The organism is Pseudomonas sp. GW823-FHT04A03 (assembly GCF_058796615.1).
The window spans coordinates 95,672-115,499 of record NZ_JBXAIV010000009.1 but is presented as its reverse complement, the minus strand read 5'-3'; the positions used below and the strand labels follow the sequence as shown (position 1 = coordinate 115,499).

Here is a 19,828-nt window from a genome sequence, read left to right as displayed (position 1 = left end):
GCAGCAGGCGCCTGGCCTTAAACCGGCTTGGCGCCCATCAACCCGGCAATCGCGATAAAGCAGACCAGCCCGAACAACGCCAGCCCCAGGCTGAACCGACCCACGCCGCCCGGCGCCTTGCGCAACCGGTTCAAACGCACCAGCAGCCAGAACCACGCCAGCGCCGCCACGGTGTAGAGCACGCTCGACGCCAGAATCCACGTCTGCCCCAGCGGCCAGCCCACCAGATGCACCATCCACCAGCCAGTGAACGGCATGCTCACCAGCGCCAGCACGATCAGCAGCCAGACAAACAGCCATGGCCGTTGCAACGTACGGCTGCCCGCCGTCGCGTCGCCGTTGCGTCGTGCGCGCCAGACCCGGATTCCCAGGCCCAACGCACCGAGCAAGAGCACCGCAGTCGCCAGCATGTGCGCCGCTTTCAGGGCGGTTAACGTTTCCATGATCCGATTTCCTTATGGCCTGCCCATCAGCGTAGCCGTTCAGCCAAGAAACAGCTGATAGGCCGGGTTGTCGCTTTCGTCCCAGTACGGGTAGCCGATTTCCTCAAGGGCTGCGGGCACCAGATGACGTTCGTCGTGGGGCACTTGCAGGCCCGCGACCACGCGGCCGTCCGCTGCACCGTGGTTTCGGTAGTGGAACATCGAGATGTTCCAGCGACCGCCGAGCTTGTTGAGGAAGTTGAACAGCGCGCCCGGACGCTCCGGGAACTCGAATCGCAGCACCACTTCATCGACCACATGCGCCGCACGACCACCGACCATGTGACGGATGTGCAGCTTGGCCAGTTCGTTGTCGGTCAGGTCGAGCACCGGGAAACCCTGCTCGGTCAGGCTCGCCAGCAGCGCACTGCGCGGGTCGTTGTCCGGGTGGGTCTGCACGCCGACGAAGATGTGCGCTTCGCTGCCATTGTTGTAGCGGTAGTTGAATTCGGTGATCTGGCGCTTGCCGATGGCCTCGCAGAACGCCTTGAAGCTGCCGGCCTTCTCCGGGATGGTCACGGCGATGATCGCTTCGCGGCCTTCACCCAGTTCGGCGCGCTCGGCGACGTGACGCAAGCGGTCGAAGTTGACGTTGGCCCCCGAGTCGATGGCCACGAAGGTCTGGCCGCTGACGCCGCGCTGCTCGACGTACTTCTTGATCCCGGCCACGCCCAGCGCGCCGGCCGGTTCGGTGATCGAGCGGGTATCGTCGTAGATGTCCTTGATCGCCGCGCAGATTTCGTCGGTGCTGACGGTGATCACTTCGTCGACGTAATCCTTGCAGATGTCGAAGGTGTGCTGGCCGATCTGCGCCACCGCCACGCCGTCGGCGAAGATACCCACGGCCGGCAGTACCACGCGCTCGCCCGCGGCCATCGCCGCTTGCAGGCAGTTGGAGTCGTCGGGCTCGACGCCGATGACCTTGATGTCCGGACGCAGGTATTTCACGTACGCCGCGATGCCGGCGATCAGACCGCCGCCGCCCACCGGAACGAAGATCGCGTCCAGTGGCTGCGGGTGCTGACGCAGGATTTCCATCGCCACGGTGCCCTGCCCGGCAATGGTGTGCGGATCGTCGTACGGGTGGATGTAGACGTAGCCTTTTTCATCGACCAGTTTCAGCGAGTAGGCCAGGGCTTCCGGGAAGGAATCGCCGTGCAGCACCACCTTGCCGCCACGGGAGCGCACGCCTTCGACCTTGATCTCCGGGGTGGTCTTGGGCATCACGATGGTCGCTTTCACGCCCAGCACTTTCGCCGCCAGGGCCAGGCCCTGCGCATGGTTGCCCGCCGACGCGGTGACCACGCCGCGAGCGCGCTCTTCGTCGCTCAACTGGGTCAGCTTGTTGTAGGCGCCGCGAATCTTGAACGAGAACACCGGCTGCAAGTCTTCGCGCTTGAGCCAGATGTCGTTACCCAGCCGCTCGGAGAGCTGGCGGGCGTTCTGCAGCGGGGTTTCTACGGCAACGTCATAAACGCGCGAGGTGAGGATCTTTTTGACGTACTGTTCGAGCATCGGAAAGCATCACTGGCGATTGGGCGGGACCAACGAGTCTAACCCGGCTTTTGGGCGCACGACCACACGAATCCAGAGGTTTTAGCCCGGCTTGAGGCTATAATGCCGGCCTTTCCGTTCTTACCTTGCCCGCTTCCGGAGCCCGCATGACCCAGGATCAACTCAAACAGGCCGTGGCCCAGGCCGCCGTCGACTTCATCCTTCCGAAACTCGACGACAAGAGCATCGTCGGCGTCGGCACCGGCTCCACCGCCAACTGCTTCATCGACGCCCTGGCCCAGCACAAGGGCGCGTTCGATGGCGCGGTCGCGAGCTCCGAAGCCACCGCCGCGCGCCTCAAGGGTCACGGGATTCCGGTGTACGAACTGAACACCGTGAGCAACCTGGAGTTCTACGTCGACGGCGCCGATGAAAGCGACGAACACCTGAACCTGATCAAGGGCGGCGGCGCAGCCCTGACCCGCGAGAAGATCGTCGCGGCCGTGGCCCAGACCTTCATCTGCATCGCTGACGCCAGCAAGCTGGTGCCGGTGCTGGGCGCGTTCCCGCTGCCGGTGGAAGTGATCCCGATGGCTCGCAGCCACGTGGCCCGCCAGCTGGTGAAGCTGGGCGGCGACCCGGTCTACCGCGAAGGCGTGCTGACCGACAACGGCAACATCATCCTCGACGTGCACAACCTGCAGATCAACAATCCGGTGGAGCTGGAAGCGCAGATCAACGCGATCGTCGGCGTGGTCACCAACGGCCTGTTCGCGGCGCGCCCGGCGGATCTGTTGTTGCTGGGCACCAGCGAAGGTGTGAAAACCCTGAAGGCTGAGTAACTCAAATCTGCCCACATTTTTCTGGGCAGATGAAAAACCTGTGGGAGCTGGCTTGCCAGCGATAGCGGTGTATCAGTCGACATGTTTAGTGACTGAACTTCCCTCATCGCGAGCAAGCTCGCTCCCACAGTGTTTTGTGAAGCGGATTAGTTCTGCACAGGCTTCCTGAAGACATAAAACAGATTCGGTTCGCTCACCAGATACAACGTCCCGTCGTCATCCATCGCGATACCTTCCGCCTGCGGCACGGTTTTCTTCAGGCCCTGCCGGCCACCGCTCAATGACATGGTGCTCAACGGGCGCCCGTCCACATCCAGTTCCAGAATCAGCCGTGACTCGTCGGACAGCGCCAACAAATGGCCGCTACGCTCGTCGTATTGCAGGCTCGACAGATCGCGCACGAACATCCCGGCATCGCGCTTGGGATTGTTGATCACGTGTACTGCGTAGGATTTTTCCGGATTGAAGTGCGGGAAACCGTGCACTTCATAGATCAGCATCGGATCCCGCTCCTTGGCCACGAACAGGCGCTTGCCCACCGAGTCGTACGCCAGGCCTTCAAAGCCCTTGTTGCCGCTCATGTGTACACCGAGGGTCATCTGCTCGGCGTCCGCTGCATCGAGGAACGTGGTGTCGTGTTCCAGATGGATCTTGATCAGCCGTTGCTGGCGTTCATCGGTGATCACGTAGGTGTCGGCGCTGATGAACTCCACCGCCTCCGGATCGCCGAAGCCGATCAAGGCAACACGACGCAGGATCGCGCCGTCCAGCGACAGCTCGATCAGTTCGGCATTCTTGTTGGTCACGGTGAACAGGCTCTTGCGCACCGGATCGTAGGTCAGCGCCGAGACATCGTCGTTCAGCCCGTCGATGACCTTCGCTTCGATCTCCACTCGATACTGATCGAGCCCGATGGCCTCGCTGCTCATCGGCTGCCAGAGCGTATGCAGGTTGAACCAGGCACGCTCGAACAGTCGCATGTATTGGCCGATCGCAATCAACGCGATCAGGGCAATCACCGACAAGATGATGAATAGAGGCTTGGGACGGGCAAGTCGACGCATTCGGGCAGGCTCGGAGTCAAAACAGGCGGATGAAATATCACGCCTGTCTGAACTGAAGCTTAATGGCCACTTGCCTTGGGCGACAACTGCACAGATCGGCAATTGCTGAAGGAGAGATTACTTCTGCTTTTCGAAGCGGTAGAACAGGTTCGGCTCGCTGACCATGTACAGCGTACCCGCCTCGTCCATGGTCACGCCTTCGGCGCGGGGAATGGTTTTCTTCAAGCCGTTGAAACCGCCGAGCAGGGTCATGAAGCTGACTTGCTCGCCCTTCTCGTCCAGCTCCAGCAACAGGTGCGAATCAGCGGACAGCACCAGGGTGTGACCGGTGCGCGGGTCAATCGACAGGGCCGAGAGGTTGCGAATGTCGAGTTCGTCGCTGTCGAGTTTCTGCTTGTCGCCCTTGAGCGTCTGGCTGCCGTCGCTTTTCCAGGTGAACAGCGCAGGCGGACGCTCCTCGCCCAGCAGCAGTTGCTGGTTGCGGGCGTCCCAGGTGATAGCTTCGAACGCCTTGTTCTGGTCTTTCGACGGGCCGAGGTCGTATTTCGGGAAATCGTCGCGCTTCAGTTCGCGGGTCTCGGCATCGACCTTGACGATGGAGAGCATGTGCTCGCGCTCATCGACAATCGCCATCAAGCCGTTTTCCATCACCGTCAGGCCTTCCGGATTGCTCCAGCCCACCAGCGGCATCTTGCGCAGCACGTCACCCTGCAGTGTCAGCTCGACCAGGAATGGATTCTTGCCCATCACCGAAAACAGGGTTTTGGTCTGCGGGTTATAGGACAGATCCGAAGCTTCGTCCTTTTCCATGCCCGGCAGCAGCTTGGCATCGATGACCGCCCGATAGTCCGGGAGCCAGACACTTTCCTGTTTCTCCGCCGTGCTTTCGAAACGCTCCAGCACCCACAAAACGCCCCGGTCATCCCAATGCATGGCAAACGCCAGCCCGTACGCAGCGGCGGCTGCCAACAAAAGCCAGGAATACCAACGCAGTGCGAAGCGTGAACGGCGAGCGGGCTTGATCTGAGTTTGAGCTGACATCAAAGGACGTGTTCCGAAAATTCAGGCTATGGGTAATAGCACAAAGAGGCCGGCTCAGACGCCAGAATGACCGGAATTATCCGGACAAAATGTGAAAAAAACGGCAAATGGCCGGTTTGCCTTATGTGTTTGCGAGCTGCAACACAAAAACAAATGTGGGAGCGAGTTCGCTCCCACTGTTTTACTCAGAATTGCAGTCAGCGAACGCTGCTGGTGAAGCGACTGGCGCCCGGCAGTTCCAGCACGATCTCATCGCCAACGTTCAGCGGGCCGACACCCACCGGCGTACCGGTCAGGATCACGTCACCGGCCTGCAGAGAGAAGCAACCGGCCATGTGCTGGATCATCGGCACGATCGGGTTGAGCATTGCGCTGCTGTTGCCGTCCTGGCGCACTTCGCCGTTGATGGTCAGGCGAATGCCGATGTCGGTCAGGTCGGCAAAGGTGCTGCCCACCACGAACGGCGCAATCACCGCCGCGCCGTCGAACGACTTGGCGATTTCCCACGGCAGGCCCTTGGACTTGAGCTCGGCCTGCTTGTCACGCAGGGTCAGGTCCAGCGCCGGGGCGAAACCGGAGATCGCGTCCAGCACTTCTTCGCGGCTCGGCTTGGTCGACAGCAGCTTGCCGATCAAAACGGCGATTTCCGCTTCGTAATGAACGGAGCCGCGCTCGGTCGGAATGCTGAAACCGCCTTCCAGCGGCACCACACAACTGCCCGGCTTGATGAACAGCAACGGCTCGGTAGGCACCGGGTTGTCCAGTTCCTTGGCGTGTTCGGCGTAGTTACGGCCGATGCATACCACTTTCCCCAGCGGAAAATGAATCCGCGTACCGTCGACATACTGGTGCTGATAGCTCATTACCGACTCCTGCCTTCATTGATTCATCAGGGATTGCCAATCAAACCGCGAAGATCTTGCCCGGGTTCATGATGCCGTTCGGGTCGAACACCGCCTTGACCGCTTTCATGTATTCGATTTCCACCGGCGAGCGGCTGTAGGTCAAATAGTCGCGCTTGGTCATGCCCACGCCGTGTTCGGCGGAAATCGAACCGTTGTACTTCTCGACGGTTTCGAACACCCACTTGTTGACGGTGGCGCACTTGGCGAAAAACTCGTCCTTGCTCAGGTTGTCCGGCTTGAGGATGTTCAGGTGCAGGTTGCCGTCGCCAATATGGCCGAACCAGACGATTTCGAAATCCGGGTAATGTTCGCCGACGATCGCGTCGATTTCCTGCAAAAATGCCGGGACTTTCGAGACGGTGACCGAGATGTCGTTCTTGTACGGCGTCCAGTGGGAGATGGTTTCGGAGATGTACTCGCGCAGTTTCCACAGGTTCTGCAACTGGGTTTCGCTCTGGCTCATCACGCCGTCCAGCACCCAACCCTGCTCCACGCAATGCTCGAAGGTTTCCAGGGCGGTGTTGGCCACCTCTTCGGTGGTCGCCTCGAATTCCAGCAAGGCATAGAACGGGCAGTCGGTTTCGAACGGCGCCGGGACATCGCCACGGCCCATGACCTTGGCCAGGGCCTTGTCGGAGAAAAATTCGAACGCGGTCAGGTCGAGCCGGCCCTGAAAGGCGTGCAGCACCGGCATGATCGAATCGAAATCGGCCGTGCCGAGGACCATCGCGGTCAGGTTTTTCGGCGAGCGATCCAGGCGCATGGTGGCCTCGACCACAAAACCGAGGGTGCCTTCGGCGCCGATGAACAGCTGCCGCAGGTCATAACCGGTGGCGTTCTTGATCAGGTCTTTGTTGAGTTCCAGCACATCGCCCTTGCCGGTCACGACTTTCATGCCTGCGACCCAGTTGCGGGTCATGCCGTAGCGAATGACCTTGATTCCGCCGGCATTGGTGCCGATGTTGCCGCCAATCTGGCTGGAACCTGCCGAAGCGAAGTCCACCGGGTAGTACAAGTCATGTCCTTCGGCGGCGTTCTGCAATTGCTCGGTGACCACGCCCGGCTGACAGACGGCAGTACGGTCGGTCAGGTTGATGTCGAGAATCTGATTCATGTAGTCGAACGACACGACCACTTCGCCATTGGCGGCCACGGCCGCGGCGGAAAGACCGGTTCGCCCGCCCGACGGCACCAGCGCCACTTTATGCTCATTGGCCCAGCGGACGACGGCCTGCACCTGCTCGATGGTCTTGGGGAACACGATGGCGCTCGGCGCCGGGGCGAAGTGCTTGGTCCAGTCCTTGCCGTAAGCGTTCAGGGAGTCGGCATCGGTCAGGACCTTGCCAGGCTCGACCAGGGTCTTCAGTTCATCAATCAGGGCAGGATTGGTCATCGACGGAACTCTCGAACAATTCATGGTCATCCTGAGAACGCTTCACGTCGCAGGAATGAGTGTTTAGCGGGGTGGCTATGCTAGCATACCGACCCCGCAGGCCAGTGCCCAAGGCCGGTTCTGCGGTGACGGCTTTCTTGTCGTCCAGGTCAATGTCTGTTGACCATTTCCTGCCATTTTTCTCCGGGATACAGGTTTACGCAGATGAGCAAGACTTCTCTCGATAAGAGCAAGATCAAGTTCCTTCTTCTCGAAGGCGTCCACCAATCGGCTGTCGACGTCCTCAAGGCGGCGGGCTACACCAGCATCGAATACCTGACAGGCTCCCTGCCGGAAGCCCAGCTCAAGGAAAAGATCGCTGACGCTCACTTCATCGGCATTCGTTCGCGCACCCAACTGACCGAAGAGATCTTCGATCACGCGAAGAAGCTGGTCGCGGTCGGCTGTTTCTGCATCGGCACCAACCAGGTCGACCTGGAAGCGGCCCGCGAGCGCGGCATCGCCGTGTTCAACGCACCGTACTCCAACACCCGCTCCGTTGCCGAGCTGGTGCTGGCCGAAGCGATCCTGCTGCTGCGCGGCATCCCTGAGAAAAACGCTTCCTGCCACCGTGGCGGCTGGATCAAGTCCGCAGCCAACTCCTTCGAGATCCGTGGCAAGAAACTGGGCATCGTCGGCTACGGCTCGATCGGTACTCAGCTGTCGGTCCTGGCTGAAGGCCTGGGCATGCAGGTGTTCTTCTACGACACCGTAACCAAGCTGCCACTGGGCAACGCGACCCAGGTCGGCAACCTGCACGAGCTGTTGGGCATGTCCGACATCGTCACCCTGCACGTTCCGGAAACCGCTGCGACCCAGTGGATGATCGGCGAGAAGGAAATCCGCGCCATCAAGAAGGGCGGCATCCTGATCAACGCTGCACGCGGCACCGTGGTCGAGCTGGATCACCTGGCCGCTGCGATCAAGGACAAGCACCTGATCGGCGCCGCCATCGACGTGTTCCCGGTCGAGCCGCGCTCCAACGACGAAGAGTTCGAAAGCCCGCTGCGTGGCCTGGACAACGTGATCCTGACCCCGCACATCGGCGGTTCCACCGCTGAAGCGCAGGCCAACATCGGTCTGGAAGTGGCAGAAAAACTGGTCAAGTACAGCGACAACGGTACTTCGGTATCGTCCGTGAACTTCCCGGAAGTGGCCCTGCCGGCTCACCCTGGCAAGCACCGCCTGCTGCACATCCACGAGAACATCCCGGGTGTGATGAGCGAGATCAACAAGGTCTTCGCCGAAAACGGCATCAACATCTCCGGTCAGTTCCTGCAGACCAACGAGAAGGTCGGCTACGTGGTGATCGACGTCGACGCCGAGTACTCGGAGCTGGCGCAAGAGAAGCTGCAACACGTCAACGGCACCATCCGTAGCCGCGTGTTGTTCTGATCCGACGCTGAGCGACAAAAAAAGGGAGCCTTCGGGCTCCCTTTTTCATGCACGCGAAAACGTCATTCGACGTTGACGGTGATCTTCTTCGACACGATCGGCGGATCGAACGCCATGTGGCCGCTGTCACCCAGCTCCAGCTGCAGTGTGTGCTTGCCCGGCGCGAGCTTGATGTCGGCCTGGGTCTGCGCCTTGCCGAAGTGCATGTGGTTGGCGTCGGTCGGCACCACGGAGCCGGCCGGAACGATTTCCTTGGCATCGATCAGCAGATGGTGATGACCGGTGTTCTTGGTGACGTCACCGGCCGGTGCCAGCGCGATGTCCTTTACACCGAACTTGACCGTAAAGGTCTGCGGAACCGTGGCTCCGTCCTCGGGAGAAACGATGAACACTTCGGCGCCCTTCGGTGCCGGTGTGGCCGCACTGGCCAGTACCGAAACACCCATCAGCACACCGGCCAACGCTGCACGTGACATAAAGCTTTTCATTTTCTTCTCCAGTTTTTCCGTAAAATCCGCACGGTCATGACAACTTCATGACCATTCGTTGTCGAAGGCACTCGACAACCATAGCAAAGCGAGCCTGGAAAACAGGCCGATATCGATTTCAAAGGAGTGACCATGCGTTTTCTGCCTGGCCTGATCTGCCTGCTTCCCCTTCTGAGCCCTCTGGCTCACGCCGAACTGATTGATGACGTCAACGACCGTGGCGAGTTGCGCATAGCCCTTGAGGCTAATACACCGCCCTTCAATTTCAAGGACGGCGACACGCTCACGGGGTTCGAGGTCGAGCTTGGGCAGCTGCTGGCCAACGAACTGGATGTGCGTGCCGACTTCATCGTCACCGACGAAGCCGATCTGCTCCAGGGCGTTGAAAGCGGCAAGTACGACGTCGCGCTCAACCACATAGCACTGACACCCGAGCTCAAGGATCGTTTCGACGTCAGCGAACCTTACACGCAGGTCAATGCACAATTGCTGGCTAAAAAGGATGAGCAGCCTCGGCCACTGGTGCTGGTGCAGACACTGACGGAAGAGAAACCGAAGGTCGGACCGCCGGTGGATCTGGCGATTCCGTTTCAGAAGGGCAACCCGGCGTTTCACGCGAGCCTTGAGAATGCGTTGCAGCGGATCCGGGCGGATGGGCGGCTGGAGGCGTTGTCGAAGAAGTGGTTGAGTGTGCAGGCTACGGAAAACTGAAGTGAGCGTGACTAGTCGAGCAAGCTGAGGGCCTGTGCGGCTTGCGGCAGTTCGAGTTCGCTGAAGACCTGTACACCATGGCGTTTGAGCAACGCGGCGGTAACGCCCTCGCCACTCACCTTCACCCCACTGAACGTGCCGTCATAGGTCAACAGATTCCCGCACGAAGGACTGTTGGCCTTGAGCACCGCCACCCGAATCCCGTGCTTTTGCACCAGCGCCAGCGCCTGCCGCGCGCCATCCAGAAACTGCGCACTGACATCTTCGCCCTCGGTAGTGATCACCGAGGCGAGTCCGTCCAGCACTTCGCTGCCCTGCCCGCCCGGAATCTCTGCCGCCGCCCGAGGCGTCGGCAAACCACCGGCGACTTCCGGGCACAGCGGCACTACTCGCCCTTCGGCAATCCACTGTTCCAGCAGATCGAACGGCCCGCTGGCCCCACCGTCGTAACGCACGCGATGCCCCAGCAGGCAGCGACTCACGAGGATCTTCTGCATCCTAGAACGGCTCGTTGCCACGACGACGGAACCAGCCTGTCAGCGACAGCCGCTCGCGGCTGGCCGGCAACACTTCATGAGGGACTTCGCCGGAGAGAAACACCACCAGACAACCGCCCGTAGGCTGTACGTCATGAACGCGGTCATTCTCCAGGTACATGCGCAGTTGCCCGCCATCTTCGGGCAGCCAGCTGTCATTGAGGTAGATCACCGCCGAGACCATGCGCCGGTCATCGTCGCGGAAACGGTCGACATGCTTGCGATAGAACGCACCCGGCGGGTACAGGGCGAAGTGGCACTCGAAGTCTTCAAGGCCCAGAAACAACCCGCGATTGAGCGCCTCGCGCAGGCTGTCCATCAGGTTCAGGTAGCGGTCGCTGGCCTCGGCCTGACCGGGGTCGATCCATTGGATATGGTCGCCACGAATCCCCTCGCGGATCTCCGAAAACGGGCCACGTCCGACCCCCGCCGGCGCCAGTTCACCTTCGGCGTTACGTTTGCGGCACTCGGCCGCCAGTGCGCGGGTCAAATCCGCAGGCAGGAAAATGTTCTGCTGCGACCAGCCGCGCTCGGCCAGGTCGTCGACGATACGTAACAGCAGCGGGTGATCAGAGGATATTTGCATGGCGCGCATAGTATGCCTGCGGCAAGAAATCCGACAGAGCCACGCGGCGGCTTGATACGAATTCTCGACAAGTACTGGCACCGCACGGAGAATAGTCGGCTGCCGACAGGAGTCCTTATGCGCCGTTTGCTTTTTTCACTGTTGATGTTCTGCGTTTTGCCCGCCTGGGCGGACGGCCACGACCAGTTGTACAAGGTCGCCGGCTGGCCAGAACAACGCGCGCATTTCAACGACGCCCTGAGTGCCGCGCAGCAGCGTTACCAGAACAGCCTGCCGCCGGCGGTGTTTCAGGCGCTGGTGAACAACAGCAACCAGCGCTTCGCCCCTCAGGCCGTGGATCAACGCGCCGAAGCGCAGCTGCGCAAGAACCTCGCCGATCCGAAACCGGCCCTATCGTTCTTTCAGTCTCCGTTGGGCAAGAAGATCGTCGCCGCCGAACTGCTGGCGACCCGCCGCGATCAATTGGCAAAGAACGCCAAGGGCCTGCCGAAGATGCCGGCCAGCGACAGCCGCCTGCTGATCATCGGCCACCTCGCCCAGGCCCTGCCCGCCCGTGAAGCCGGTGCCGAAGTCAGCCTGGCGATTGCCGGCGTGGCGGCGGATAGCCTGAGCTCGATGATCCCCGGCCTGCTCGGCGGCGGTCAGGCCCAGGGCATGTTGAACGGTCAACGCCAGCGACTGATGGATCAGATCGGCGCCGATCTGAACAACACGCTGCTGTACGTCTATCGCGACCTGTCGGATGAAGAGCTGGAAGAGTTCGCGACCTTTGCCGAATCCACCGAAGGCAAGGCCTACTATCAGGCCGCACTGGCCGCGATCCGCGCCGGACTGGCCGTGGGCCAGAGCACCTCGAACCTGAATCAATAAATCTCTGCTGCCTGACTGACCGCCTTCGCGAGCAAGCTCGCTCCCACAAAGGATTGCGATCTATTGTGGGAGCGAGCTTGCTCGCGAAGGGGCCCTCAGGATCACGAGTGATTCCGGCCCTTGATCCGCTTGCTCAAGAACTCGAAATACTCCTCGCGCATTTCCGCCGTCTCGTTGGCCAGGTGATGCCGCGCCTCGGCCAGCAGCAGAATCTGCGGCCGGTCGAACTTCCATTTCATCACTTGCAGATTGTGCTGCCAGTCCACGGTCATGTCCGCCTGGCCCTGGACGATCAGCGGCCGACGCGGACTTTTCTTCGCGTACTCAACCCGGTTGATCCAGCGCGACAACGCCCCGACCCACGCGGTCGGCAAGCGTTTTGGCTGCAACGGATCGGCCTGCAGGAACGGCAGGAAATCCGGGTCGTTGGAGTTCTCGCTGAAGCGCCGGGCGATGCCCCTGACAAAGGGCCGCAGCAGGTAATAACTGAACTGCGACCAGCCCCAGGCACGCGGACGCACCAATGGCGCCAGCAGAATCAACTGCCCCTGCGCCGGGCTGTTTTCACCATGATTGAGCACGTGATCGACAATGATTGCCCCGCCGGTGCTTTGCCCGCACAAATGCCACGGCTGCGGCAGGGCAATCGAACGCGCCTCGGCGAACAGGCCTTGCAGCGCATCCTGATATTCGGAGAAGTCGCGGATGCTCGCCCGCTCGCCGCTGGACAGACCATGCCCCGGCAGATCGCAGGCAATCACCGCGAACCCCTGATCCAGCGCCCACTCGATCACATGCCGGTAGAGGCCGGTGTGGTCATAAAAACCGTGCACCAGAAACAGCGTGGCCTTGGCCGTTTCCGCCGGCCACCAGCAATGGCTGACCAGTTGATAGCCATCGATGTCGAACCGGCCCATGCCACGCCAGACATCACGCTCCGGAAAGTCGGTCTTGTAGAACCGCTGATACGCCTTCGCCTCCTCGGACAACGGCTGCCACTCGGCCAGAGGCTTGAGGCTCGCACGCAGGTGATCGGGATCGAAGGCAACAGACATGGGCAATTCCAGAACGGTAAACGGACTTTATCGGCCTGCGATATTCATCTGTCGCGGCAAGCATGGCAAGCTAGCGCGCCTCTGAGGATCGAAAACCATGCGTTCGCCCTACCGCACCGCACTGTTTGCCAGCCTGCTCGCCATCGTGTGTGCCGGCGTGCTGTGGGCCGCATACGACTGGTTTCAGGGCCGCTACCTGCGGGCGTTCAGCGAACACACCGCTGTGTTTTCCGGCGACCCGTTGCACCTGCCCGACGATCTCGCCGGCCCCGGCAACATCCGTCTGGTGCACTTCTGGGACCCGGCCTGCCCATGCAACGTCGGCAATCAACAGCACCTGACCGAGATGGTCGAACAGTTCGGCCCCAAGGGCGTGGAATTCTTTGCGGTGCAGAAGGCTGGCAGCCACGGCCAGTTGCCGGCAACCCTCAGCAATCTCAAAACCATCGCGGTCCTGCCCGGCTCCGAACAGATTCCCGCCAGCCCGGCCGTAGCGATCTGGGACCGCAGCGGCAGACTGGCGTACTTCGGCCCGTACAGCGAAGGCCTGACGTGCAACTCCAGCAACAGTTTTATCGAACCGATCCTGAAAGCGTTGAGTGATGATCGCCCGGTCAATGCGACTCATACGTTGGCGGTGGGTTGCTACTGCCCGTGGTCGGCCGAGACGAAGTAAGGCATTCCGGACATTTCAAGGACGGCGATGCGCAGCACACGAGGCGTGTGCTAATTGTTTGCAGCCCGCACGGGCGGCAATCCCGAATGCACAAGGAGTCACCATGAAACGCGTCTTCACCGTTCTTGCCTTGCTCATCGTTGTCCTGCTCGCCGCCGGCGGGTGGTATGTCTACAGCAAGCAACCGACGCGTCAGGGCCAGGTGGAGTTGCGCAACCTGCAAGGCTCGGTGACCGTGCGTTACGACGAACGCGGTGTGCCGCACATCCGCGCCGAAAACGAGACTGACCTCTACCGCGCCCTCGGCTATGTGCATGCCCAGGATCGCCTGTTTCAGATGGAAGCCATGCGTCGTCTGGCCCGGGGCGAGCTGGCCGAAGTGCTCGGGCCGAAACTGCTCGATACCGACAAACTGTTCCGCAGTCTGCGCATCCGCGAGCGCGCCGCCAGTTACGTGGCCGGCCTCGACAAGCAGTCACCGGCGTGGAAGGCCCTGCAAGCCTATCTGGACGGCATCAATCAATATCAGGACTCGCACGCTGCCCCTGTCGAGTTCGACGTGCTGGGCATCCCCAAGCGGCCGTTCACTGCCGAAGACAGCATCAGCGTCGCCGGCTACATGGCCTACAGCTTTGCCGCCGCGTTTCGCACCGAACCGCTGCTGACCTACGTGCGCGATCAACTGGGCGCCGATTACCTCAACGTCTTCGACCTCGACTGGCAGCCCAAAGGCGTACTCGCCAAAGGTCACGCCGGCACTGCACCGGCCCTCGCTGCCGAAGACTGGAAAGACCTGAACGCCCTCGCCCGCGTCAGCGAACAGGCGCTGATCGACAACGGTCTGCCGCAGTTCGAAGGCAGCAACGCCTGGGTGATCGCCGGCAGCCACAGCAAGAGCGCCAAGCCCCTGTTGGCGGGCGATCCGCACATCCGCTTCTCGGTGCCGTCGGTGTGGTACGAGGCACAGCTGTCGGCGCCGGGTTTTGAACTGTACGGTCATCATCAGGCGCTGGTGCCGTTTGCGTTTCTCGGCCACAACCTGGATTTCGGCTGGAGCCTGACCATGTTCCAGAACGATGACCTCGACCTGATCGCCGAGAAGGTCAATCCGGATAACCCGGATCAAGTCTGGTATCGCGGCCAGTGGACCGACATGGCCAAGACCGAACAGCAGATCGCGGTGAAAGGCCAGACGCCGGTGACCATCACGCTGCGCCAGTCGCCCCACGGGCCGATCGTCAACGACGCCCTCGGCAGCGCCGCCGGGAAAACCCCGATCGCGATGTGGTGGGCATTTCTCGAAACGCCGAACCCGATCCTCGAAGGTTTCTACCAGCTCAACCGCGCCGACACCCTGGCCAAGGCCCGCGCCGCTGCCGCCAAGGTGCAGGCGCCGGGGCTGAACATCGTCTACGCCAACGCCAAGGGCGATATCGCGTGGTGGGCCTCGGCGCTGCTGCCCAAGCGTCCGGTGGGGGTGAAGCCTGGCTTCATTCTCGACGGCAGCAGCAATCAAGCGGACAAGGACGGCTACTTCCCGTTCAGCGCCAACCCGCAGGAAGAGAACCCGGCGCGCGGCTATATCGTCTCGGCCAACTTCCAACCGGTGTCGCCGACCGGCATGGAGATTCCCGGTTATTACAACCTCGCCGACCGTGGCCAGCAGCTCAACCGCCAGCTCGCCGACAAGAACGTGAAGTGGGACAACGAGGCCAACCAGAAGCTGCAACTGGGCACTACCACCGGTTACGGCCCGCGTCTGCTGGCGCCGTTGCTGCCGGTACTGCGCGAGGTGGCGGACAATCCCACCGAGCAGAAGCTGATCGAACAACTGGCCCAATGGCAAGGCGACTATCCGCTGGACTCGGTCAGTGCGACGGTGTTCAACCAGTTCCTGTTCAACCTCGCCGACGCGGCCATGCGCGATGAGCTGGGCAATGATTTCTTCGAAACCCTGCTGTCGACCCGGGTGATCGATGCAGCCCTGCCCCGGCTCGCGGCGAATGCCGATTCACCGTGGTGGGACAACCGCAGCACGCCGAACAAGGAGACCCGCGTCGACACCGTGCGCACCGCGTGGCAGGCCAGCATGGCGCACCTGAAGCAAACCCTCGGCGACGACGCCTCCGGCTGGCAATGGGGCAAGGCCCACACCCTGACCCATGGTCATCCGCTGGGTCAGCAGAAACCGCTGGATCGCATTTTCAACGTCGGCCCGTTCGCCGCACCGGGCTCCCATGAAGTGCCGAACAACCTCTCGGCGAAGATCGGCCCGGCGCCGTGGCCGGTGACCTACGGCCCGTCGACCCGGCGGTTGGTGGACTTCGCGGATCCGGCTCACAGCCTGACGATCAACCCGGTCGGCCAGAGCGGCGTGCCGTTCGACAGCCACTATGACGATCAGGCGGAGGCGTATGTGGACGGGATGTATGTGCAGGCGCATTTCAGTGAGGAAGAGGTGACGGCGAATACGCGGAGTACGCTGAAGCTGTTGCCGGCGCGAGCGGCTCAATAGGCGCCGCTCAAACCATCGCCGCAAAGTTCAGCCGAAACTGCTGCGGCGTCACCCCCAGCCGCCGGTTGAACACGCTGCGCATGTGTTGCGCATCACGAAACCCGCACTGATACGCCACGGTTTTCAGCGGCGCCGTGGTGCTTTCGAGCATCACCCGCGCAGCATCCACCCGCGCCCGCTCGACGAATTCCGCCGGGGTGACTTTCGCCTCCCTCGCAAACACCCGGGAGAAATTCCGCGCACTCATGTTTGCCGCGTTCGCCAGATCGGCAATGGTCAGGTCGCCCGTGAGATTGGCCAGCACATACAGCTGTACCATCGCCACCGCCGACGTCGGCTCGGCATGGGGTGTAAGGAACGGGCTGAACTGCGACTGCCCGCCCGAGCGCTGGGTGAACACCACCAGTCGCTTGGCCACGCTCAGCGCGACCTCGGCCCCGTAGTCACGCGCCAGCAGGTACAGCGACAGATCGATCCCCGCCGTCACCCCGGCCGAGGTGTAGAGCTGACCATCCTCGACGTACAACCGATCAGCCTCGACCCGGCTCGACGGGCACAACTGCGCCAGCGCCTCGGCGTCGTTCCAGTGGGTGGTGACCGTGCGCCCGTCCAGCAACCCGGCACGGGCGAGCATGAACGCGCCGTTGCAGATCGAGCCGAACCGCCGCGCCCTCCCACAGGCCTCGCGCAGCCAGGCATCGAACGTCTCGCCGAAATCCAGAAACGGCAACCGCGGCCCGCCCGCCACCAGCAGCAAGTCATAAGCCTCCTGCGCTTCGCTGAAATGCCGATGCGCACTCAGGGTCAGCCCGTTGGAACACGCCATCGGCCCGCGCTCGACGCCGATCACGTCGAGCCGGTAATGATCCTCCGGCGCCAGGAAGCGGTTGGCCTCGGCGAACACATCCATCGGCCCGCTGACGTCCAGCGCCTGCACGCCGGGGAACAACACGATGGCGACGGTTCTGTTCATGGCAATCTCGGCTCCCGGGGAATGACGAATCAGCGCCAACCCTAGCCAATCCTCGCCGCAGAAGCGAGCTGGCACGATTTGCAGGTGGAATGGCAAGGATCGCAGCCATGGATCGATTGTCCGGTTTAGCCCCCGGGAACAGACTTTCCACATCAGCGCCGTGACGGCGTTTTCGACGAGGAAGCTCAACATGACCACGACCATCGCCGGTATCCAGATCCCCGACAGCGCCCTCGCCCGGGCCACCACCGAATACATCCGCGACATCGAATCCGACCTGCTTTACCACCACTCGCGCCGGGTGTTTCTGTTCGGTGCCTTGAGCGGTGAGCGCCAGCAACTGGCCTACGATCCGGAGCTGCTGTACGTCGGCGCGATGTTCCACGACCTGGGTCTGGTCGAAGGGCATCGCAGCGACGACGAGCGCTTCGAGGTCGATGGCGCCAACGCAGCCGCCGCGTTTCTAAAACCGTACGGGTTGAGTGACGACGACATCGAGCAGGTCTGGCTGTCGATCGCCCTGCACACCACACCGGGCGTACCGAAGCATCTGCGTCCGACCGTGGCGCTGGTGACCGCAGGCGTGGAGATGGATGTGCTGGGCATGGACTACGCGGCGTTCACCACGGTGCAGCGCGAAGCAGTGGTGCATGCGCATCCACGGGGCGAAGGTTTCAAGGAGTGCATCATCTGCGCGTTCGCCGACGGCTTGCGTCATCGTCCGCAGACCACGTTCGGCAATGTGAAGACCGATGTGTTGAAGGATCAGGCGCCGGGGTTCAAGCCGATGAACTTCGTCGAAGTCATCCGCAATTCTCCTTGGTCGGCCTAAAACCAACTGTGGGAGCGAGCTTGCTCGCGAAGGGGGCGTATCAGCCAACATCGATGTTGAATGACACACCGCTTTCGCGAGCAAGCTCGCTCCCACAGTTTGGATTGGGGTTGATCACAGAGTTGTGATCAACCCCATGACTGCTTAAGCCGCTTCCGGCGTCGGCGCCCGGCGCACGTCCGGTTGCTTCCACGAATCCGCAGCGCCTTCTTCGATGGCCTGCTGAATCGCTTTCTTGCGGGCTTCTTCGGCACGGCGGCTGAAGAACCAGACCAGGAAGGTGACCAGCGAAACCGCCAGCAGAATCAGGCTGGCCACGGCGTTGATCTCCGGCTTCACGCCCAGACGCACCGCCGAGAACACTTCCATCGGCAGGGTCGTCGAACCCGGGCCCGACACGAAGCTCGCCAGCACTAGGTCGTCCAGCGACAGCGCGAACGACATCATGCCGCCCGCCGCCAGTGACGGCGCGATCATCGGGATGGTGATCAGGAAGAACACCTTCCACGGACGCGCACCGAGGTCCATCGCCGCCTCTTCGATCGACAGGTCCAGCTCACGCAGACGCGCCGACACCACCACCGCCACATACGCCGCACAAAACGTGGTGTGGGCGATCCAGATGGTGACGATGCCGCGCTCCTGTGGCCAACCGATCATCTGCGCCATCGCCACGAACAGCAGCAACAGCGACAGACCGGTAATCACCTCAGGCATGACCAGCGGCGCGGTCACCAGGCCACCAAACAGCGTGCGGCCCTTGAAGCGGGTGATGCGGGTCAGCACGAAGGCTGCCAGCGTACCCAGCGCCACCGCAGCAACCGCGGTGTAGCAGGCGATTTCCAGCGAGCGCACCACCGAGCCCATCAGTTGCGAGTTGTCGAGCAGGCCGACGTACCACTTCACCGACCAGCCGCCCCACACCGTCACCAGTTTGGAGGCGTTGAACGAGTAGATCACCAGGATCAGCATCGGCAGGTAGATAAACAACAGGCCGAGCACCAGCATCAGGCTGGAGAAACGGAAGCGCTTCATTCTTTACCCTCCATTTCCTTGGCCTGACTGCGGTTGAACAGGATGATCGGTACGATCAGGATCGCCAGCATCACCACCGCCAGGGCGGACGCCACCGGCCAGTCACGGTTGTTGAAGAACTCTTGCCAGAGCACTTTACCGATCATCAGGGTTTCCGGACCGCCAAGCAGTTCCGGGATCACGAACTCGCCCACCACCGGGATGAACACCAGCATGCAGCCGGCGATGATGCCGTTCTTGGACAGCGGCACGGTGATTTTCCAGAAGCTGTTGAAGGTGCTCGAACCCAGGTCGGAAGCGGCCTCCAGCAGGCTGGTGTCGTGTTTCACCAGGTTGGCGTACAGCGGCAGGATCATGAACGGCAGGTACGAGTAGACGACGCCGATGTACACCGCGAGGTTGGTGTTGAGGATCTGCAGCGGCTCGTCGATCAAGCCCATGCTCATCAGGAAACCGTTGAGCAGGCCGTTGTTGCTGAGGATGCCCATCCACGCATAGACGCGGATCAGGATCGCCGTCCAGGTCGGCATCATGATCAGCAGCACCAGCACCGTCTGCATCTCTTTACGGGCGCTAGCGATGGCGTAGGCCATCGGATAACCGATCAACAGGCACAGCAGCGTGCTGAAAAACGCCATCTTCAGCGAGCCGAGGTACGCGGCGATGTACAGCTCGTCGTCGCCGAGCATCGCGTAGTTGCCCAGGTTCAGCAGCAGTTGCAGCTTCTGCTCGGCGTAGGTGTAGATCTCGGTGTACGGCGGGATGGCCACGTCCGCTTCGGCGAAGCTGATCTTCAGGACGATGAAGAACGGCAGCATGAAGAACAGGAACAGCCAGATGAACGGGACCCCGATGACCAACTGACGACCACCGGGAATTATTCGATTGAGCCGGCG

General features: G+C 61.7%; 20 protein-coding genes. 7 read left to right on the top strand and 13 right to left on the bottom strand.

Features of this window, described 5'->3' with window-relative positions; all coding sequences use genetic code 11:
- Nucleotides 1–17: 17 nt before the first annotated feature.
- Both AC1Q9F_RS21480 and ilvA read right to left on the bottom strand, forming a co-directional pair.
- Nucleotides 18–443, bottom strand: a complete 426-nt coding sequence (locus AC1Q9F_RS21480) for a DUF2269 family protein (RefSeq protein WP_273896150.1) — start codon at nt 441–443, stop codon at nt 18–20.
- A 39-nt stretch (nt 444–482) separates the two neighbouring features.
- The gene (gene ilvA, locus AC1Q9F_RS21475; RefSeq protein ID WP_085605949.1) at nt 483–1,997 is read right to left on the bottom strand and encodes a threonine ammonia-lyase, biosynthetic; all 1,515 of its coding nucleotides are present in this window, start codon (nt 1,995–1,997) and stop codon (nt 483–485) included.
- Nucleotides 1,998–2,143: 146 nt separating this feature from the next.
- Between ilvA and rpiA the strand changes: the two genes are divergently transcribed.
- Nucleotides 2,144–2,818, top strand: coding sequence for a ribose-5-phosphate isomerase RpiA (rpiA, locus tag AC1Q9F_RS21470; protein WP_492620920.1), 675 nt, complete (start codon nt 2,144–2,146; stop codon nt 2,816–2,818).
- A gap of 146 nt (nt 2,819–2,964) precedes the next feature.
- Here the strand turns inward: rpiA and AC1Q9F_RS21465 are convergent, their stop codons facing one another.
- The 4 genes from AC1Q9F_RS21465 to AC1Q9F_RS21450 all read right to left on the bottom strand — a co-directional run bounded on the left by AC1Q9F_RS21465 (nt 2,965) and on the right by AC1Q9F_RS21450 (nt 7,221).
- Entirely contained in the window at nt 2,965–3,882 is a 918-nt protein-coding gene (locus tag AC1Q9F_RS21465; RefSeq protein WP_492620919.1) for an SdiA-regulated domain-containing protein, read from the bottom strand.
- A gap of 117 nt (nt 3,883–3,999) precedes the next feature.
- Complete coding sequence (locus AC1Q9F_RS21460; RefSeq protein WP_492620918.1) at nt 4,000–4,923, bottom strand: SdiA-regulated domain-containing protein; 924 nt, start codon at nt 4,921–4,923, stop codon at nt 4,000–4,002.
- A gap of 197 nt (nt 4,924–5,120) precedes the next feature.
- Nucleotides 5,121–5,786, bottom strand: a complete 666-nt coding sequence (locus AC1Q9F_RS21455; RefSeq protein WP_492620917.1) for a fumarylacetoacetate hydrolase family protein — start codon at nt 5,784–5,786, stop codon at nt 5,121–5,123.
- 40 nt (nt 5,787–5,826) lie between these two features.
- Complete coding sequence (locus tag AC1Q9F_RS21450) at nt 5,827–7,221, bottom strand: FAD-binding oxidoreductase (protein ID WP_492620916.1); 1,395 nt, start codon at nt 7,219–7,221, stop codon at nt 5,827–5,829.
- Nucleotides 7,222–7,425: 204 nt separating this feature from the next.
- Here AC1Q9F_RS21450 and serA point away from each other — a divergent pair, with 204 nt between their 5' ends.
- A complete protein-coding gene (gene serA, locus AC1Q9F_RS21445) occupies nt 7,426–8,655 on the top strand; it encodes a phosphoglycerate dehydrogenase (protein WP_007953487.1) in 1,230 nt (409 codons plus the stop codon).
- 62 nt (nt 8,656–8,717) lie between these two features.
- Here serA and AC1Q9F_RS21440 read toward each other — a convergent pair whose 3' ends face one another.
- Entirely contained in the window at nt 8,718–9,143 is a 426-nt protein-coding gene (locus AC1Q9F_RS21440) for a DUF4399 domain-containing protein (RefSeq protein WP_007953489.1), read from the bottom strand.
- A gap of 132 nt (nt 9,144–9,275) precedes the next feature.
- Between AC1Q9F_RS21440 and AC1Q9F_RS21435 the strand changes: the two genes are divergently transcribed.
- Nucleotides 9,276–9,854, top strand: a complete 579-nt coding sequence (locus AC1Q9F_RS21435) for a transporter substrate-binding domain-containing protein (protein ID WP_273903823.1) — start codon at nt 9,276–9,278, stop codon at nt 9,852–9,854.
- Nucleotides 9,855–9,865: 11 nt separating this feature from the next.
- Here the strand turns inward: AC1Q9F_RS21435 and AC1Q9F_RS21430 are convergent, their stop codons facing one another.
- Together AC1Q9F_RS21430 and AC1Q9F_RS21425 are read right to left on the bottom strand one after the other, a co-directional pair.
- Nucleotides 9,866–10,351 carry a 2-thiouracil desulfurase family protein gene (locus tag AC1Q9F_RS21430; protein WP_492620915.1) on the bottom strand — a complete coding sequence of 162 codons (486 nt, stop codon included), beginning with the start codon at nt 10,349–10,351 and terminating at the stop codon, nt 9,866–9,868.
- 1 nt (nt 10,352) lies between these two features.
- Nucleotides 10,353–10,985 (bottom strand): 2OG-Fe(II) oxygenase, encoded by a 633-nt coding sequence (locus AC1Q9F_RS21425; RefSeq protein ID WP_492620914.1) that lies wholly within the window; start codon nt 10,983–10,985, stop codon nt 10,353–10,355.
- 108 nt (nt 10,986–11,093) lie between these two features.
- Between AC1Q9F_RS21425 and AC1Q9F_RS21420 the strand changes: the two genes are divergently transcribed.
- Nucleotides 11,094–11,846 carry a DUF2059 domain-containing protein gene (locus tag AC1Q9F_RS21420; RefSeq protein WP_007953496.1) on the top strand — a complete coding sequence of 251 codons (753 nt, stop codon included), beginning with the start codon at nt 11,094–11,096 and terminating at the stop codon, nt 11,844–11,846.
- A 101-nt stretch (nt 11,847–11,947) separates the two neighbouring features.
- On the opposite strand, the gene bipL is transcribed toward AC1Q9F_RS21420, so the two are convergent.
- Nucleotides 11,948–12,901, bottom strand: a complete 954-nt coding sequence (gene bipL, locus AC1Q9F_RS21415; protein WP_258712556.1) for a phospholipase BipL — start codon at nt 12,899–12,901, stop codon at nt 11,948–11,950.
- Between the two features lie 97 nt (nt 12,902–12,998).
- Here bipL and AC1Q9F_RS21410 point away from each other — a divergent pair, with 97 nt between their 5' ends.
- The gene (locus tag AC1Q9F_RS21410; RefSeq protein WP_492620913.1) at nt 12,999–13,577 is read left to right on the top strand and encodes a DUF6436 domain-containing protein; all 579 of its coding nucleotides are present in this window, start codon (nt 12,999–13,001) and stop codon (nt 13,575–13,577) included.
- A 103-nt stretch (nt 13,578–13,680) separates the two neighbouring features.
- Nucleotides 13,681–16,092, top strand: a complete 2,412-nt coding sequence (locus AC1Q9F_RS21405; protein WP_492620912.1) for a penicillin acylase family protein — start codon at nt 13,681–13,683, stop codon at nt 16,090–16,092.
- Between the two features lie 7 nt (nt 16,093–16,099).
- Here AC1Q9F_RS21405 and AC1Q9F_RS21400 read toward each other — a convergent pair whose 3' ends face one another.
- Entirely contained in the window at nt 16,100–17,065 is a 966-nt protein-coding gene (locus tag AC1Q9F_RS21400; protein ID WP_207984264.1) for a GlxA family transcriptional regulator, read from the bottom strand.
- 190 nt (nt 17,066–17,255) lie between these two features.
- Here AC1Q9F_RS21400 and AC1Q9F_RS21395 point away from each other — a divergent pair, with 190 nt between their 5' ends.
- Complete coding sequence (locus AC1Q9F_RS21395) at nt 17,256–17,897, top strand: HD domain-containing protein (RefSeq protein WP_262195577.1); 642 nt, start codon at nt 17,256–17,258, stop codon at nt 17,895–17,897.
- A 144-nt stretch (nt 17,898–18,041) separates the two neighbouring features.
- Here the strand turns inward: AC1Q9F_RS21395 and AC1Q9F_RS21390 are convergent, their stop codons facing one another.
- Both AC1Q9F_RS21390 and AC1Q9F_RS21385 read right to left on the bottom strand, forming a co-directional pair.
- The gene (locus AC1Q9F_RS21390) at nt 18,042–18,932 is read right to left on the bottom strand and encodes an ABC transporter permease subunit (RefSeq protein WP_085653970.1); all 891 of its coding nucleotides are present in this window, start codon (nt 18,930–18,932) and stop codon (nt 18,042–18,044) included.
- Complete coding sequence (locus AC1Q9F_RS21385) at nt 18,929–19,810, bottom strand: ABC transporter permease subunit (protein WP_238553816.1); 882 nt, start codon at nt 19,808–19,810, stop codon at nt 18,929–18,931. The genes AC1Q9F_RS21390 and AC1Q9F_RS21385 overlap by 4 nt, the downstream gene beginning before the upstream one ends.
- Nucleotides 19,811–19,828 lie beyond the last annotated feature (18 nt).

What these genes read in the sequence shown, in the direction of transcription:
- AC1Q9F_RS21440 (WP_007953489.1), bottom strand. Translation starts at nt 9,143, where the DNA reads ATGAAAAGCTTTATGTCACGTGCAGCGTTGGCCGGTGTGCTGATGGGT.
- ilvA (WP_085605949.1), bottom strand. Translation starts at nt 1,997, where the DNA reads ATGCTCGAACAGTACGTCAAAAAGATCCTCACCTCGCGCGTTTATGAC.
- AC1Q9F_RS21390 (WP_085653970.1), bottom strand. Translation starts at nt 18,932, where the DNA reads ATGAAGCGCTTCCGTTTCTCCAGCCTGATGCTGGTGCTCGGCCTGTTG.
- AC1Q9F_RS21410 (WP_492620913.1), top strand. Translation starts at nt 12,999, where the DNA reads ATGCGTTCGCCCTACCGCACCGCACTGTTTGCCAGCCTGCTCGCCATC.
- serA (WP_007953487.1), top strand. Translation starts at nt 7,426, where the DNA reads ATGAGCAAGACTTCTCTCGATAAGAGCAAGATCAAGTTCCTTCTTCTC.
- rpiA (WP_492620920.1), top strand. Translation starts at nt 2,144, where the DNA reads ATGACCCAGGATCAACTCAAACAGGCCGTGGCCCAGGCCGCCGTCGAC.
- AC1Q9F_RS21420 (WP_007953496.1), top strand. Translation starts at nt 11,094, where the DNA reads ATGCGCCGTTTGCTTTTTTCACTGTTGATGTTCTGCGTTTTGCCCGCC.
- AC1Q9F_RS21395 (WP_262195577.1), top strand. Translation starts at nt 17,256, where the DNA reads ATGACCACGACCATCGCCGGTATCCAGATCCCCGACAGCGCCCTCGCC.
- AC1Q9F_RS21460 (WP_492620918.1), bottom strand. Translation starts at nt 4,923, where the DNA reads ATGTCAGCTCAAACTCAGATCAAGCCCGCTCGCCGTTCACGCTTCGCA.
- AC1Q9F_RS21450 (WP_492620916.1), bottom strand. Translation starts at nt 7,221, where the DNA reads ATGACCAATCCTGCCCTGATTGATGAACTGAAGACCCTGGTCGAGCCT.
- AC1Q9F_RS21455 (WP_492620917.1), bottom strand. Translation starts at nt 5,786, where the DNA reads ATGAGCTATCAGCACCAGTATGTCGACGGTACGCGGATTCATTTTCCG.
- AC1Q9F_RS21405 (WP_492620912.1), top strand. Translation starts at nt 13,681, where the DNA reads ATGAAACGCGTCTTCACCGTTCTTGCCTTGCTCATCGTTGTCCTGCTC.
- AC1Q9F_RS21435 (WP_273903823.1), top strand. Translation starts at nt 9,276, where the DNA reads ATGCGTTTTCTGCCTGGCCTGATCTGCCTGCTTCCCCTTCTGAGCCCT.
- AC1Q9F_RS21425 (WP_492620914.1), bottom strand. Translation starts at nt 10,985, where the DNA reads ATGCGCGCCATGCAAATATCCTCTGATCACCCGCTGCTGTTACGTATC.
- bipL (WP_258712556.1), bottom strand. Translation starts at nt 12,901, where the DNA reads ATGTCTGTTGCCTTCGATCCCGATCACCTGCGTGCGAGCCTCAAGCCT.
- AC1Q9F_RS21430 (WP_492620915.1), bottom strand. Translation starts at nt 10,351, where the DNA reads ATGCAGAAGATCCTCGTGAGTCGCTGCCTGCTGGGGCATCGCGTGCGT.
- AC1Q9F_RS21480 (WP_273896150.1), bottom strand. Translation starts at nt 443, where the DNA reads ATGGAAACGTTAACCGCCCTGAAAGCGGCGCACATGCTGGCGACTGCG.
- AC1Q9F_RS21400 (WP_207984264.1), bottom strand. Translation starts at nt 17,065, where the DNA reads ATGAACAGAACCGTCGCCATCGTGTTGTTCCCCGGCGTGCAGGCGCTG.
- AC1Q9F_RS21465 (WP_492620919.1), bottom strand. Translation starts at nt 3,882, where the DNA reads ATGCGTCGACTTGCCCGTCCCAAGCCTCTATTCATCATCTTGTCGGTG.